We start from the raw sequence: 15667 nt of genomic DNA, 5'->3' as shown, positions 1-15667 counted from the left end.
TCTACCGCGCCCCCCGCGGGGATGTCAATGCCCTGGTCAGGCAATGGACGGGCGGAGACCGGCCGCGGTCGGACCGCGGGGCGGCCCACGGTCGGGTCGCGCCGGGCCGCGGTCAGGCCACGGTCGGGCCGCGGTCAGGTACGTGTTCCAGCCGCCGACCGGCGACTGGCCCGGGCCGAGACCGCGGAGCCTGGCCAGCAGGTTCGGGTCCTGGACGTCCAGCCAGTCGGTGAACTGCCGGAAGGATACGAGCCGTACGTCCCTTTTGTCCGCCATGCCCTTGAGGGCTTCCTCGACGGCGTCCATGTAGATGCCGCCGTTCCACTCCTCGAAGTGGTTGCCGATGAAGAGCGGCGCGCGGTTGGTCTCGTAGGCCCGCCGGAAGCCGCCGAGGTAGGTGGCCGTGGCCTGGGTGCGCCAGGCCGGGTAGTTGGCGGGCACGCCCCTCGTGGTGTTCTTCGACTGGTTGGCGAGGATGTTGTAGTCCATCGACAGCACTTCGAAGGAATGCCCGGGAAAGGGCAGGGACTGCAGGGGCAGGTCCCAGACGCCGGACCGGCGCACCGGCCAGACCTGGAGGCCGCCGGGCGAGCTGGAGTCGTAGCGCCAGCCCAGCCTCTGGGCGGTCGGCAGCAGGTTGTCCCGGCCCAGGAGGCAGGGGGTGCGGGCGCCGGTCAGCTCCTTGCGGTAGTCGAAGGGCAGGGGGTCGAGGTCGGTGAAACCGGTGTGGGTGCGCCAGTTGGTGACGAACGACACGGCCTGGTCGATCTCGCTCTGCCAGTCCTCCGGGGCCCATCGGCCGACGGAGCCGGAGCCGCCGCAGAAGTGGCCGTTGAAGTGCGTCCCGATCTCGTGCCCGTCGAGCCACGCCTCGCGGACGTACTTGAGCGTGGAGCGGACGTTCTCGTCCTTGAGGTAGCCGATGTCCGAGGCCCCGACCGGGTTGTTCGGCGGCTGGTAGAGGCTCCGCTTCGCCTCGGGCAGCAGGTAGATGCCGGAGAGGAAGAAGGTCATGCCCGCGCCGTGGTCCTTGGCCAGCTTGAGGAAGCGGGGGAAGAGGCCGTTGCCGATCTCACCCGCGCCGTCCCAGCTGAAGACGACGAACTGGGGCGGGGTCTCACCCGGCTGCAGCGGCACGGGCCGGTCCGGCTGGTTCGGCTGGGGGCCGGTGTCGGCCGTGGAGCCGTCACCGATGAGCTTCGCCGCCGGCTTCCCGCCGGGCTTGGGGTTCTTGACCGGCCCGGGGGTGCCGGGCCCGGCCTTGCCGGGCGCGCCGCAGCCCGCGATCCCCACCGCGGCGGCAGCCCCAAGTCCGAGCGCCGAGCACTCCCCTTCGACTGAAGTCGCGCACGCCACCCTCCCCGTCGTCCCTCGCAAGCCCACGTCGAAATCCATATAAACGGACAACTCAGAGCGACTTGCAGCACTGGACGGTGATTCCCGGCGCAACTTGTATTTATTTAGGTAAAACTGTAACGGTTCGTAACAGAGCGTCGATCAAGCGCTGACGACGCCCGGACCGGCACCCGGACCAGCACCCGGAACGAGGCGCGGAACGGCGTAACGATCCCTCAGGCGCCGAACGCCTTGGACGCGCCCTTCACCGGCTTCGCCCCGGCCAGCAGGTGCGCCGGGACCAGGTCCCGGGCCGGCTCGCTGTAGCCCACCGACACCAGCTTGTCCCCCTGGAACGTGAAGGACGTCAGCGAGGCGAGGGTGCACTGGCGGCGGCGCGGGTCGTGCCACAGCCGGCGCTTCTCCGCGAAGCTGCGCACGATCCAGATCGGCAGCTGGTGGCTGACCGCCACCGCCTCGTGGCCGCGGGCCGCGTCGCGCGCGGCCTCCAGCGCGCTCATCATCCGGACCACCTGGTCGACGTACGGCTCGCCCCAGGAGGGCTTGAACGGGTTCGTCAGGTGCTTCCAGTTGCCGGGCTTGCGCAGCGCGCCGTCCCCGACGCCGAAGGTCTTGCCCTCGAAGACGTTCTCCGCCTCCAGCAGCCGGGTGTCGGTCGCCAGGCCCAGGCCGCGGGCCTTGGCGATCGGCTCGGCCGTCTCCTGCGCCCGCTCCAGCGGGGAGGACACCACGTAGGTGATGTCCCGGTCCTTGAGGTGCTCGGCGACCCGGTCGGCCATCTGCCGGCCCAGCTCGGAGAGGTGGTAGCCCTCGCGGCGCCCGTACAGGACCCCGTCCGGGTTGTGCACCTCGCCGTGGCGCACCAGGTGCACGACGGTGATCTCGCTGCTGCTCATGCGGTGGCCTCCGCGGCGGCTCGGGCGGCGGCGGGCAGCGCCGCCGCGATGCGCTCGATCGCCCGCTCGTCGTGGGCGGTGGACACGAACCAGGACTCGAACGCGGACGGCGGCAGGTAGACGCCCTGCGCCAGCATCGAGTGGAAGAAGCCGTTGAAGCGGAAGCTCTCCTGCTTCTTGGCGTCGTCGTAGTTGCGCACCTCGTCCTCGGTGAAGAAGACGGAGAACATGTTCGACGCGGTCTGCAGCCGGTGCGCCACGCCCTCCTTGGCCAGGGCCCCGCTGACCAGGCCCTGGATCTCCTTCGAGACCGCGTCGACCTTCTCGTACGCGGCCGCGTCGAGCAGGCGCAGCTGCGCGAGGCCGGCGGCGGTGGCGATCGGGTTACCGGAGAGGGTGCCGGCCTGGTAGACCGGGCCGGCGGGCGCGAGGTGGCCCATGACGTCGGCGCGGCCGCCGAAGGCCGCGGCCGGGAAGCCGCCGCCCATGACCTTGCCGAAGGTCATCAGGTCGGGCTTGACCCCGTCGACGCCGTACCAGCCGGCGCGGGAGGTACGGAAGCCGGTCATGACCTCGTCGGAGATGTACAGGGCGCCGTTCTCGCGGCAGAGGTCGGCGAGCCCCTGGTTGAAGCCCTCGGCCGGCGTCACGACGCCCATGTTGCCGGGCGCGGCCTCGGTGATCACGCAGGCGATCTCGCCGGGGTGCGCGGCGAAGGCCGCCCGGACCGCTTCGAGGTCGTTGTAGGGGAGCACGATCGTGTCGCCGGCCTGCGCGCCCGTCACGCCGGGGGTGTCCGGCAGCGCGAAGGTCGCGAGGCCGGAACCGGCCGCGGCCAGCAGCGCGTCCACATGGCCGTGGTAGCAGCCGGCGAACTTCACGACCTTGGCACGGCCGGTGAAACCGCGCGCCAGCCGGATCGCCGACATCGTGGCCTCCGTCCCCGAGGAGACGAGCCGCACCTGCTCGACGGGCTCGATGCGCGCCACGATCTCCTCGGCGAGCGCCACCTCGCCCTCGCCGGGTGTGCCGAAGGAGGTGCCGCGGGCCACGGCCGCCTGGACGGCCGCGATCACCTCGGGGTGGGAATGGCCGAGGATCATCGGTCCCCACGAGCACACGAGGTCGACGTACTCGCGACCGTCGGCATCGGTGAGGTACGGACCGGTCCCGGACACCATGAACCGGGGCGTACCGCCCACGGCGCGGAAGGCGCGCACGGGAGAGTTCACGCCGCCGGGGGTCACGAGGGAGGCGCGCTCGAAGAGCGTCTGCGAAACTGGGGCTTCATACGGGTACGGGTAGCTCACACCAGCCATGGTCTCAGAGGGCCGCGACAGACTTGCGGACGGGCGTTTCACCGCGTCGCCGCGGGGGAGGTCACTGCCATGATGATCAGGCTGCGTGGCGGGGGCCGCGGGGCCGGGGCAAGCAAGACCAGTCGGGTGGAGATATGCAACGCGGTGGTGGACCGGGCGAGGGTACGGACGGCCTCGATCCCCAGCGCGCCCGCGAAGCCCGCGAGGCCCGCCGCCGGGGCAAGCACCGCCGGCGTGCCACCGAGGCGGCCGACGCCGTCCCGGAACCCACGACGCCGGCGGAGGATCTGCCCAAGGGCCGTGGCATGGGAGTGACGTACAAGTACTTCGGCGCCCCCGACGGCGCCACGGCCGCCCGCGTGCCGGTCACGATGCGGCCCGAGGAGCTGGGCGGCGACGAGCTCGGCATGGGCGGCCTCTTCACCAAGATCAAGCCGGAGACGGTGGCCGCGATGGTCCTGACCGGCATCGAGGGCATACCCCTCCACAAGGTCCCGCCGCTGGAGCTGGTCGTCCTCCACCCCGACTACGCGGTGGTCAAGCTCCCCATGACGGTGGTCGACCCGCTGCGGGGCATCGGCGAGGAGTCGGTGGGCGCGGCGGCCTTCATCTGGTCCACGGTCCCGGACCGCGGCGGCCCGAGCGACGCCTTCAACGTCTACCAGCTGCTCCACGAGTGGCAGGACTTCTCCCACCGCCTGCACGAGGCGGGCCACCAGCCGTACTGCCTGGTCTGGCCCTGACCTGACCTTCGTCGAAGCCGGGCATCCCCTCCACGGGGCTGCCCGGCTTCGCGCTGCCCTGCCGGTTCGGCGATTCCTGACGTCACATCCCCCACATAGACCATTTTTTCCGATTTGCGCCCTATTGCTGTGAAATATGCGTGACTACTCCTGCGTGACGACGTATCACTACCTCGGGCAGGCAGTCGCTCGCGGTCCCCGCTCAGGGGGAGCCTGCACGCCGGCGCGGGCAGGGGGGCTCGCGGTCCTGAGTCGCCATCGTCGCGGGCGCTCGGGATCCTCCTCCGGGAGGTCTGAGACCCGAAGCAACAAGAAAGGTCCTGCTGTGGCATTGGATGTCATCCGGTCGGGTCCACCCGACAAAAGGCCTCGACGCAGTCTGTTCAAACGGGGAGTCCTCGTCCTGCTCCCCGCAGCGCTTCTGGCGGCGGCAGCCCTGACGCCGAACCTCGCGCACGCCTTGGAAGCCCCCGTGAACCTGGGGACCGCCACCAACTACGCGGTCCTGGCTGGTTCGACGGTCACCAACACGGGCCCCACCGTCATCAACGGCGATCTGGGGCTCCACCCGGGCACATCGGTGACCGGCTTCCCGCCCGGCATCGTCAACGGTACGCAGCACATCACCGACGCCGCCGCCGCTCAGGCGCAGTCCGACCTCGTCATCGCCTACAACGACGCGGCAAGCCGGGGCCCCGGCACCGCCACTCCGCCCGACATCGGCGGACTAACGCTGGCGCCCGGCGTCTACACGGCCTCGTCGACACTGAACCTCACCGGCACGGTCACTCTCGACGGCCAGAACAACCCGGACGCCGTCTTCATCTTCCAGATCCCCTCGACCCTGATCACGGCTCCGAACAGCGTCGTAGCCCTGATCAGGGGAGCAAATGCCTGCAACGTGTTCTGGCAGGTGGGCAGCTCCGCCACGCTCGACACGAACACCCAGTTCAAGGGCAACATCCTGGCCCTGACGTCCATCACGCTGAACACCGGCGCCGTGCTCGAAGGCCGCGCCCTGGCGCGTAATGGCGCGGTCACGCTGGACACCAACACCATCACGAGGGCGGCCTGCGCCGTTGGCCCGCCCGGACCTCCCGGACCGACGGGCTCGCCCGGCCCGACCGGCCCGACCGGCCCTCCCGGCCCGACGGGTGAGCCCGGCCCCACCGGCTCTCCCGGCCCGACGGGCGCCCCTGGCCCGACGGGTGCCCCCGGTCCCGACGGCAGCCCCGGTGCCCCCGGTGCCCCCGGCCCGACGGGCGCCCCTGGCCCGACGGGTGCCCCCGGCCCCGACGGCAGCCCCGGCGCCCCCGGCGCCCCCGGCCCGACGGGTGCCCCCGGCCCGACCGGCGCCCCTGGCCCCGACGGCAGCCCCGGCGCCCCTGGTGCCCCCGGCCCGACGGGCGCCCCTGGCCCGACGGGTGCCCCCGGTCCCGACGGCAGCCCCGGCGCCCCCGGCCCGACGGGTGCCCCCGGTCCCGACGGCAGCCCCGGCGCCCCTGGCCCGACGGGTGCCCCCGGTCCCGACGGCAGCCCCGGCGCCCCCGGCCCGACGGGTGCCCCCGGCCCGACCGGTGCCCCCGGCCCCGACGGCAGCCCCGGCGCCCCCGGTGCCCCTGGTGCCCCTGGCCCGACGGGTGCCCCCGGCCCGACCGGCGCCCCCGGCCCCGACGGGGCTCCCGGACCCAGCGGATCCCCCGGACCCGTCGGACCCGTAGGACCTGCGGGTCCCGCGGGACCGGCAGGACCCGCAGGACCGGCAGGACCCGCAGGACCGGCAGGACCCGCCGGTCCCAAGGGCCCTCGCGGTGACAAGGGCGAAAAGGGTGACTCGGGCGACCACGACCACGGTCACGACGACGAGGGCGACGAGGGCGACGAAGGCGACGAGGGCGAGCACGGTCACGACGACGACCACGGCAAGCCCGGCCACGGTCATGAAGACGACCACGGCAAGCCGCCCGGCCACGGTCACGACGACGACCACGGCAAGCCGCCCGGCCAGGGGCACGACGGCCCCGACCAGGGCAAGCCCCCGTGGGCCGGCTTCCTGCCCGGTGGCCTCGACGACGCTCTGGGTCAATTCCGCCCCGGCCACACCGCCAAGAGCGTCAACTTCGCCCCCGTGAGCGCCGCCACCGACCGGCAGCCGAAGGTGGCGTCGCAGAACCTCGCCACGACCGGCTCAAGCAGCGAGGCGAGCATCGTGGCTGCCACCGCAGTCGCGCTGGCCTTCATCGGAGGCTCGGCCCTCTTCGCCATGAAGCGGACCCGCCGAGGTGCAACAACCCGACAGGACTAGCCCGTCGCAGGCGTGACCGTTTCCCATCCGGTCCGCCGTTTGGCGACTGAGCCCCTGGACATGCGTCCAGGGGCTCAGCGCGTCCGGCCGGGACATCGTGCCGGGTCTGGTGGAGCGGGCCGTCGTGGAGTCCAGCGCCTCGAAGCGGTGAACCCCCGGCTCGCGGACCGGCTGAAGGCGATGTCCGGCGCCGATCTGAGCGTTTTCTCCTGAAGGACCTGCTGCGGCCGCAGGCGATGCTGCCGAACACGGTCGACCTCGGCGCGGCCACGGTGGTCCTGGAGTCCGGTCAGCAGGTGGGAGTCCCCACGCATTGACCGGATGAAAAGGCAGAGTCTAAATCAGGACATCTTTGGCACCCCGTCAACTGAGACCGTGCGTACCGGGGTTAACCGTTCCGGGCACTGTCGAAACGAAAGCGCACAGTCGTACGGGGAGCGTCTGATCGATACTCAGGAGTAGCTATTTCCGGACGCCGGGGCAAAGGCCTCCTTTGCCCCGGCGTGCAACCTGACCGACTATGTCCGTGCCGCTCGGGTCACCGGAGGTCGCTCAGCACACCGCTCACGTTGAGCACCTCGTGACACTCCTGCGCCTGACGGCCGGTGGCCGGGGTGCCCGGCTTCGCACAGGTCACCTGCACGGTCACAGTCTGGCTCTCGGTGATGCTGATGGGGGTGACCCAGTGGTAGTCCTGGTTGCGGAACGTCTCCAGCGCGATCGTCGTGATCTTGCGGTCGCCGAAGTCGATGGTCACCACCCCTTCGTCGCCCTGGAAGTTCGCGACGACGATGTCCGTGATCCCGAAGGCCTTGCCCGCGGGCACCGTGTAGGTGCCGGTCTTGGACTGTCCGGCGCCGGTCTGCAGGTCGATGGTGGCCGAGCTCTGCTGGCCTCCGCCTCCCGTACCGCCCCCGCCGCCACCCGCTCCGGTGCCGGTGCCGGTTCCCGTACCGGCTCCGCCCGCACCGGGCTGGGTGCCCTTGCCCCCGCCGGCCGGCTGCTTGCCGTCACCGGTCACCGGGGTCTGCCCGTTCAGGTCCGCACTGGGCGCCGGCTTCTTCTGGACCGCCTCGGCGGCCTCCTTCGCCGTACTGCGCACGGCCGGGCGCACCAGCAGGAACCAGGCGAGCAGCAGGGCGAGCAGTGCGGCCAGTACCGCGAGCAGCCACCTCGGGAAGATCGGGATCTGGACGAACTCCGCGTCCAGCGGCACCCGGACGCGCTCCGACGCGGGCCGCTCCGCGCCCTCCTCACGGCCACCGCCGGCTCCGGCGCCGGCGTCACGCGCTTCGGCCTCGATCTCGGCCACGTCCACCGTGAACGGCCAGGTCACCGGGGTCCCGAACCACACCGGCTTGCCGGTGCGGACCCGCAGTCCCACCTCGGCCGCCTCGCCCGGCTCCAGCTTCTGCGTCGCGGGGGCGAAGGCGAACTTCAGCTCCTCGCCCGGCTGGGCGGGCGTGAAGCCCAGCTGTACGGGGCAGTTGCCCTCGTTGCGCACGGCCAGCCGATAGCGTCCGCGCAGCCAGCCGCGGCGTCGTTTGGGAGCGCTCTCAGCCCTGAGCTCCCGGAACTCCTCGACATGCACGGTGGTTTCGGGCACCCGCACGGCCTCGGGGTGCTCGGTGGGCAGCACGCGCACGGCGAGCGGCACGTCCCCCGCCCGCACCTGCGGCGAACGGGGCGGAGCCAGCCGGATCGTCACGGTTTCCGAGGTGCCGGGGTAGAGGGAGACGCGCTCGGGCTCCACCGTGGCCCAGGCAGCGCAGTCGCCGACGACCTCCAGGCGGTACGCCTCGACGATGTCGCTGTCGTTGCGGACGGTCAGGCTCGTGGACGCGGTACCGCCAGGCGTCACGGAGACCGGCGGGATGTCGAGGCCGGGCGCGCCAGGGCTGGAAGAGGCTGCTGGGGATATCACGCCACGACGCTACGGCGCCGCTCCGGCCACTTCCACGGACGCGAGGGCAACGCCCCGGGCAGCCCCGATGCCCCTGCGGACGCTCACCAACTCCCCGCACCGAACGACTCGTTGAGCCTTCCCATCCATCCGTAACCCCACATACGCATCACGGAACAGGTACGACACATGCCTCAGCCTGAGAACAACCGACCCGTCTCCTCATCCGGCGCCGGCGAACGGGTCACCGTGGCCGTGTATGCGCCGGACCCGGTCCTGCACGTCGGGGTCGTCCACCAGCTGCGCCAGCGACCCGAGATCGAACTCGTCGACCTCGCCGACGCCGACGAGGCACAGGTGTCCCTCGTCGCCGTGGACAGCGTGGACGACGAGACGGCCGCCCTGCTGTACCGGCTGCGCCACAACTCCGGCACCCGTACCGGGCTCGTGGTCGGCACGTTCGAATCCGGGGACGCCCTGCAGCGCGCCATCGAATGCGGGGTCACCGCCGTGCTGCGGCGCACCGATGCCGACCAGGACCGGCTCCTGCGCCTGGTCCTGGCGATAGCCAACGGCGAGGGCGTACTGCCCGGCGACCTGCTCGCGAAACTCCTCGACCACGTGGGCAGCCTGCAGCGTTCGACGCTCGACCCGCACGCCGTGTCCCTGTCCACGCTGACCTCGCGCGAGGCCGACATGCTGCGCCTGGTGTCGGAGGGCCTGGACACCTCGGAGATCGCGCGCAAGACCTCGTACTCCGAACGGACCGTCAAGAACGTGCTGCACGAGATCATCACGCGGCTTCACCTGCGCAACCGCACGCACGCGGTCGGCTACGCCCTGCGCAACGGGCTGATCTGACCCCCCGGCCGGGCGCCGGTGGTCCGTCGGCCCCGGGCGGGCCGCGCCCCCCGCTGCCCGAAAGCGCACCGGGTGCTTCCCCCGGGTGCGGCCCCGCGGCCCTGCCGGCGGCACCCGCCCGGCCGCAGGATGGCGAGGTCATACGTGAATGCTGTACCTGACTGTGAGGTGGACCGTGATGGGCACGGGTGGCTCCTGCAGTCGTCGACGCCGCTGGGGGAGGGCCGGCGCGCCGCTGCTGCTGCTGGTGCCCTTGCTCGCGGTGACGGCGGCCACCGGCCCGGGCGACGCCGAGGCGCGCCCCCTGGCGGCCGACGCCGGTGACGGCCGGGTCGTGTACGCCGGTACGCGCCACCGGAGCCTCGGCCGGGTGGTGAGCGGCACGTCCAGCACACCGCTGTTCGGTGAGGGACCGGCCCACCTGGACACCCAGCCCGCCGCGCTGGGCGACCAGTTGGTCTTCGTCGGCCGCCGCGACGAGCGCACCCCGCAGGTCTACCTGCGGGCCGCGGACGGCTCGGTGCGGCGCCTGACCAGCGGCCTGGACGCGGCGAACCCCCGGCTGACCCCGGACGGCCGGTCCGTCGTCTTCGACTCGGCCCAGCCCGCCCCCGCCGGCGGCGGCACCCAGCGCGACCTGTGGCTGGTGCGCACCGACGGCACCGGCCTCACCCGGCTGACCGACTCCCCCGCGAACGAGGAGCACCCCACGGTCTCGCCGGAGGGCGGACGCCTCGCCTACTCCTCCGACAGCGACAAGGCCGTCGGCCGGCAGGTCTACGTACGTCCCCTGCGCGGCGGCGCCGCCACCCGCGTCACCGACCCGGCCAACGGCACGGCCACCGAGCCGGTGTGGAACCCGGTGGACGACAAGGCGAACCGGGACGTCATCGCCTACACCGCCACCCCGGCCACCGCCGACTCGACCGGGCCCCGCCTGCGCTGGACCGACGGGCGCGGCGACGGCCCGCTGCTGGCCGGCGCCCAGGCCGACTGGCGTACCCGCGGGGCAGCGTGGCTGCCCGACGGGAACGGTCTGCTCTTCCTCAGCCCCGACCGCACCTGTGACTGCAAGGGCGACTGGGACCACGTCTTCCGGGTGCCCGCGCACTCGGCGGACACCCCCCAGCTCGTGCTCAGCGAGGACCGCGAGGTCGCATCGCCCACCTGGCTCGGCCCGCTGAACGGCGGCGGCGTCGTGGCCGAGCGGACCTCGGCGGCCGGACCGCACGCGGTGACCCTGCAGGACGCCCGGATGGACGGCTCCGACCCGCGCGACCTCGGCCTGGACATCCTCAAGGAGGACCCGGCGGCCGACACCAACACCGACCCGGCCAAGGACCCGCTGTTCCGGCCCGCCCCCGGCTCCGACCCGTGGACCGAGCGGCAGAACTACACGCCCGACGGGCGCAGGATCGTGCTGACCCGCTTCGAGGGCGAGCCCGAAGCCCGGATCCAGCGGATCTGGATGGCGGACGCCGACGGAACCAACGCATCGGCCCTGCCGCTCGCCGGCCGCGGCCCCGAGGACTGGGACACCGACCCGACGTTCTCCCCCGACGGCAAGCTCCTGGCGTTCACCCGGACCTCGCCCGGCGGGGTCGGCGGTGACACGGGCGTCGCGCGCATCCTGATCGCGGACGCCGCCACCGGCGCGATCCGCGGCGAGATCGCCCCGCCCGCCGGCCAGGCCCGGCTGGGCGACGCCCAGCCCACGTGGTCCTCCGACGGAACGACCCTGGCCTTCACCCGCAACCTCGTGATCAACGGCAACGGCGGCAACAAGCACGTCTGGACCGTGCCCGTGGACCACCTGGACCGCCAGCGCGACCTGAGCGCCACCCTGTGCCCCGGTGCCTGCGAAGTCATCGACGACAGCCCGGCGTTCTCCCCGGACGGCGCCACCATCGCCTTCAACCGCAAGAACGGCGGCGGCCGCGTCGACGAGCGCAGCGGCATCCTGCTCGCCTCCGCGACCGGCGGTGGCTGCCGGGTCCTGCTGCCCGACGCCGCCCGCGACGTGCCGGGGGCCTGCGGCCGGGAACTGCCCGAGCCCACGGCCAAGGGACCGTTCCAACCCCGCGACGCCGCGTGGACCGCCGACGGCAAGAGCCTGGTGCTCAGTGCCCGCGGCTCCCGTGCCCCCAACAGCCCGGAGAAGCTGAAGCTGGTCGACGTGGCCTCCGGCGACCACACCCTGCTCGTCACCGGCCTGCCGGGCCGCCAGAAGGAACCCGGCGTGCAGCAGTCCGTGGACCTCGCGGTACGGGCACCCGAGAAGGCCGCGCCGCTCACCGTCGGCGGCTCCGCCACCGTCCGCGTGGACGTCGTCAACCAGGGCCCCGCGGCCTCACCCGGAACCCGGCTGACCGTCTCGCCCCCGCTCGGCGTGAGCGTCACCGGGCTCACCGCGCCCGGCGCCACCTGTGACACGGCCGCGCTGACCTGCACCCTGGGCGTGGTCCGCCCCGGCACCACCGTCCCGGTGACCGTCACCCTCACCGGCGTCACCCCCGGGGACCAGCCGGTGGACTGGTCCGTCACGGGCACCGTGATCGACCCCCGACCCAGCGACAACTCCGGGCGGACCGTGGTGCCGGTGCGCGAGGCACCCGTACCCCCGAAGCCGACCCCCACCCCGCCGACTCCGACCCCGGCACCGCCGACCCCCGCCCCGCCGACGACGCCCGCGCCGCAGCCGGAGCCGCCCGCACCCCCGGCCGGCCCCGGGCTGAGCATCACGGCGCAGCCGAACCCCGGCTACGTCGGCGGCCGCGTCGTCGTCACGTACACCGTCCGCAACGGCCGCAACGCCCTGGCCACCGGCCTGCGGCTGCGCATCGGCCTCCCGCAGGGCGTACCGAGCGCCGGAATGCCGCCGGGCTGCGACGCGTTCGGGGAGTGCGCCCTGCCGGACCTGGCTCCGGGCGCCCGGACCGTCCTGCGGGTCGTCCTCACCCCCGACAAGGCGCTCACCGCCCAGGTGACCGGCAACCTGACCACGACGGGCACGGACGCCGACCCCCGCGACAACACAGCCCAGCAGCAGCTGCGCATCCTCCAGCCGCGCATCGTCGCCGTGCCGCCGATCGGCAAGCCCGGCTTCGTCACCTCCGTGCGCGGCGAGGACTTCCCGCCCGGCGTGCCGGTGCGGTTCACGTGGAAGCCGGGCATCACGGCGGCCGCGGCACCGACGTTCCCGCAGCGCGACGGCACGTTCATCGGGCAGCTGCTGATCCTGGCCAAGGACCAGACGGGCCCCCGGACCATCACGGCGAGCGGCCCCGGCTTCTCGCCGGTGCAGACCGACTTCCTCGTGGTCGGCGGCTCGGTGCAGCCGCCCGACGAGGTGACCCGCCGATGATCCACGAAGTCGACGAGGGGCTGCGCCGGCTGCTGGCGGAGTCCGGCCTGGAGGCGTCGGGCATCGAGGTGGTCTTCGACGCCCCGACGAGTGACTGGGCGGCGCGCCGCAGCGCGCCCACGGTCTGCGTGTTCCTGTACGACATCCGCGAGGACCACACCCGGCGCGGCAGCGGCGCGGGCGAGGTGTACGACGCGGACGGTTTCGTCGTCGCGCGCCGCACCCCGCCGCGCTGGTTCGAGCTGACGTACCTGGTCACCGCGTGGGCGAGCAGACCGCAGGACGAGCACCGGCTGCTCTCCCAGGTGCTCTCCTGCCTCGTCAACACCGACACGCTGCCCCCGCGCCTGCTCACCGGCACGCTCGCCGAACTCGGCCTGATCGTGGACGTGGACGCGGGCGGTACCGGCATGGACGCACCGGCCGCCTCCGACGTGTGGTCGGCGCTGGGCGGCGACCTGAAGCCGTCCCTCGGGCTGCGCGTGAAGGCGCCGCTGGCCGGCATCAGCGCGATCACGGCCCCGCCGGTCACCGAGGGGCTCGTGGTGAACTCCGTACCGCAGGTCGATCCGGGAGGGTCCGAAGCGGACGGGTCCGCAACGGACAGGCCGGAGCCGGACGGGGCCGAGGCGGACGGGGCCGAGGCGGACGGGGCCGAGAGCCGGCGCCGCCTGCGCTACGTCGGGCTGAACGTGCCGGGACCCGAGGGCTTCGGCGGCTCCCGGCCACGGCCGAACGTACCCGCGCGCCGCCGACGGGGGGAACGACAGCCGTGACGCACACCGTCCAGCCGGAGACCGCGCCCGCGGCCCCGGCCGACACCACCCCCCATCTGTGGACGCGCCTGCGGCTCGTCGAGGAGCGGGTACGCCGGGCCGTGGAGCTCCGCCGGGCCGTCGATCCCGACCCCGACGACCCCTACCGGGGCCAGTACCTCACGCCCGAGGCCGCCGCCCGCGTCCTGGACGGACCGCACGGCTCCGGCCTGCCCGCGCTCGCCCCGGACGCGCCCCGGCCCGGCTCGCCGCTCGACGTCCTCGCCACGCGCTTCGCGCTGGAGCCGCTCGACGTGGACCTGCTCCTGGTGGCCCTGGCGCCCGACCTGGACGCCCGCTTCGAACGGCTCTACGGCTACCTCAACGACGACCTGACGCGCCGCCGGCCCACCGTCGGCCTCGCCCTCGAACTGTGCGGCCGCGCCGGCGTGGCCGCCGCGCGGTTCCGGCTCTCCCCCACCGCCCCCCTCGTCGCGGGCGGTCTGCTGGAGGTCACCGAGCCCGAACGGCCGCCCCTGTCACGGGTGCTGGCCGTACCGGACCGGGTCACCGCCCACCTGCTCGGCGACACCTCGCCCGACCCGCGGCTGGCCGATGTGCTCGCCGCGGCCACCGACGACCCGGCCGTCGAACCGGCCGAGCTGGTCCGGGCCGTCGCCGCGGCCGGCAGCGGCACCCGCCACGTCCACCTGCGGGCCCGCGGCGGCGACCCCGCGGGCCTCGCGGCCGCCGCACTGCACGCGTGCGGGCCCACTCCCCTCGCCCTGGACGCGGCGGCACTGGCCCCACACGCCCGGGCCCTGCCCGAACTCGTCCGCGCCGTCGCCCGCGAGGCCCGCCTGACGGGCGCCGGCGTGCTGCTCGGGCCGCTGGAGGAACTGCCCGACCAGCCCGACGAGCGGGCCCGCGTCCTGCGCACCCTGTGCACCGTGCTGCGCGGCATCCCCCTGTTCACGTACGGAACCAGCGGCTGGGAACCCGCCTGGGCGGCCGCCACCCCCGTCACCCTCACGGTGGCGGCCCCCACCCCCGAGCGGCACGCCACCCGCTGGCGGCACGCGCTGGAGCGGGCCGCCGGAGAGCACGGCGCGGCCGGGGACACCGACGCGCTCGCCCGGTCCGTGTCCGCGCACCGCCTCGACGCCGGCCAGCTGCGGCGCGCCGCCGACACCGCGGTGCGCACCGCCGCACTCGACGGCCGCCCGCTCTCCCCCGACGACCTGCGCGCCGCCGTACGGGCCCAGAACGGCGCGGGGCTCGCCCGCCTCGCCCGCCGGGTGGAGCCCGCGGTGGGCTGGGACGACCTGGTGCTGCCCGCTCCCACCCACCGCCGGCTGCGGGAACTCGCGGTGCGCGCCCGCCACCGCGACCAGGTCCTCGGCCAGTGGGGCATGCGGCCCGGCGGCGGGCGCGGACGCGGGGTGATCGCGCTGTTCGCCGGGTCCTCCGGCACCGGCAAGACCATGTCCGCCGAGGTGGTGGCGGCCGACCTCGGCATGGACCTGTACGTGGTGGACCTGTCCACCGTTGTGGACAAGTACGTCGGCGAGACCGAGAAGAACCTGGAGCGGATCTTCACCGAGGCGTCGGCCGTCAACGCGGTCCTGCTGTTCGACGAGGCCGACGCGATCTTCGGCAAGCGCTCCGAGGTGAAGGACGCCCACGACAAGCACGCCAACATGGAGTCGGCGTACCTGCTCCAGCGCATGGAGTCCTTCGACGGCATCGCCATCCTGACGACCAACCTGCGGGCCAACCTCGACGAGGCGTTCACCCGCCGCCTCGACGTGGTCGCCGACTTCCCCGTGCCCGACGCCACCCAGCGCCTGGCCCTGTGGGAGCGGTGCCTGGGCGAGCGGCTGCCCCGGGCCGGCGACCTCGATCTCGCCTTCTGCGCCGACCGCTTCGAGCTGGCCGGAGGCTCGATCCGGGCCTGCGCCGTGACGGCCGCCTACTTCGCGGCCGCGTCGGGCGAACCGCTGACCATGGGCCAGGTGGTGACGGCGGTCGCCCAGGAGTACCGCAAGCTCGGCCGGCTGGTCCTGGAGAGCGAGTTCGGTCCGTACCTGGGGCAGATCACGGAGGTGTGAGCGCGCTGCCTGGCCGGTCCGGCAGGGGCGACCAGGAGGGCAGCGCACTTGCCC

9 protein-coding genes and 1 pseudogene are annotated in these 15667 nt (G+C 73.5%); 6 read left to right on the top strand and 4 right to left on the bottom strand.

Annotated elements, in window-relative coordinates; genetic code table 11:
• Nucleotides 1–36: 36 nt before the first annotated feature.
• From IF88_RS40220 to hemL, 3 genes and pseudogenes are all read right to left on the bottom strand, one after another.
• Nucleotides 37–1351, bottom strand: a pseudogene (locus IF88_RS40220) (hypothetical protein).
• A 220-nt stretch (nt 1352–1571) separates the two neighbouring features.
• Nucleotides 1572–2252 carry a histidine phosphatase family protein gene (locus tag IF88_RS0111825; RefSeq protein ID WP_030710085.1) on the bottom strand — a complete coding sequence of 227 codons (681 nt, stop codon included), beginning with the start codon at nt 2250–2252 and terminating at the stop codon, nt 1572–1574.
• On the bottom strand, nt 2249–3571 hold the full coding sequence (hemL, locus tag IF88_RS0111820; protein ID WP_078892852.1) for a glutamate-1-semialdehyde 2,1-aminomutase: 1323 nt from the start codon (nt 3569–3571) through the stop codon (nt 2249–2251). Before hemL ends, IF88_RS0111825 begins: the two co-directional genes overlap by 4 nt.
• A 134-nt stretch (nt 3572–3705) precedes the next feature.
• Between hemL and IF88_RS0111815 the strand changes: the two genes are divergently transcribed.
• A complete protein-coding gene (locus IF88_RS0111815; protein WP_078892851.1) occupies nt 3706–4314 on the top strand; it encodes a hypothetical protein in 609 nt (202 codons plus the stop codon).
• Between the two features lie 472 nt (nt 4315–4786).
• Nucleotides 4787–6619, top strand: coding sequence for an ice-binding family protein (locus tag IF88_RS43390; RefSeq protein WP_234323495.1), 1833 nt, complete (start codon nt 4787–4789; stop codon nt 6617–6619).
• A gap of 538 nt (nt 6620–7157) precedes the next feature.
• Here IF88_RS43390 and IF88_RS0111800 read toward each other — a convergent pair.
• Nucleotides 7158–8543 (bottom strand): hydrolytic protein, encoded by a 1386-nt coding sequence (locus tag IF88_RS0111800; protein WP_234323494.1) that lies wholly within the window; start codon nt 8541–8543, stop codon nt 7158–7160.
• 168 nt (nt 8544–8711) lie between these two features.
• Here IF88_RS0111800 and IF88_RS0111795 point away from each other — a divergent pair, with 168 nt between their 5' ends.
• The 4 genes from IF88_RS0111795 (at nt 8712) to IF88_RS0111780 (ending at nt 15613) form a co-directional block, all read left to right on the top strand.
• Entirely contained in the window at nt 8712–9383 is a 672-nt protein-coding gene (locus IF88_RS0111795) for a helix-turn-helix transcriptional regulator (protein WP_030710077.1), read from the top strand.
• Nucleotides 9384–9561: 178 nt separating this feature from the next.
• Nucleotides 9562–12747, top strand: coding sequence for a DUF11 domain-containing protein (locus IF88_RS0111790; protein ID WP_051836802.1), 3186 nt, complete (start codon nt 9562–9564; stop codon nt 12745–12747).
• The gene (locus tag IF88_RS0111785) at nt 12744–13523 is read left to right on the top strand and encodes a DUF4255 domain-containing protein (protein WP_030710073.1); all 780 of its coding nucleotides are present in this window, start codon (nt 12744–12746) and stop codon (nt 13521–13523) included. Before IF88_RS0111790 ends, IF88_RS0111785 begins: the two co-directional genes overlap by 4 nt.
• Nucleotides 13520–15613, top strand: coding sequence for an ATP-binding protein (locus IF88_RS0111780; protein ID WP_037805767.1), 2094 nt, complete (start codon nt 13520–13522; stop codon nt 15611–15613). The genes IF88_RS0111785 and IF88_RS0111780 overlap by 4 nt, the downstream gene beginning before the upstream one ends.
• Nucleotides 15614–15667: the final 54 nt, after the last annotated feature.

This window comes from Streptomyces sp. NRRL F-2580 (assembly GCF_000720115.1).
Taxonomy (GTDB): domain Bacteria; phylum Actinomycetota; class Actinomycetes; order Streptomycetales; family Streptomycetaceae; genus Streptomyces.
This window is presented reverse-complemented; position numbering and strand designations above follow the sequence as displayed.

Bases quoted from the DNA above. Each gene is read 5' to 3' on its own strand.
- IF88_RS0111785 (WP_030710073.1), top strand. From the start codon at position 12,744: ATGATCCACGAAGTCGACGAGGGGCTGCGCCGGCTGCTGGCGGAGTCC.
- hemL (WP_078892852.1), bottom strand. From the start codon at position 3,571: ATGGCTGGTGTGAGCTACCCGTACCCGTATGAAGCCCCAGTTTCGCAG.
- IF88_RS0111825 (WP_030710085.1), bottom strand. From the start codon at position 2,252: ATGAGCAGCAGCGAGATCACCGTCGTGCACCTGGTGCGCCACGGCGAG.
- IF88_RS0111815 (WP_078892851.1), top strand. From the start codon at position 3,706: ATGCAACGCGGTGGTGGACCGGGCGAGGGTACGGACGGCCTCGATCCC.
- IF88_RS0111795 (WP_030710077.1), top strand. From the start codon at position 8,712: ATGCCTCAGCCTGAGAACAACCGACCCGTCTCCTCATCCGGCGCCGGC.
- IF88_RS0111790 (WP_051836802.1), top strand. From the start codon at position 9,562: ATGGGCACGGGTGGCTCCTGCAGTCGTCGACGCCGCTGGGGGAGGGCC.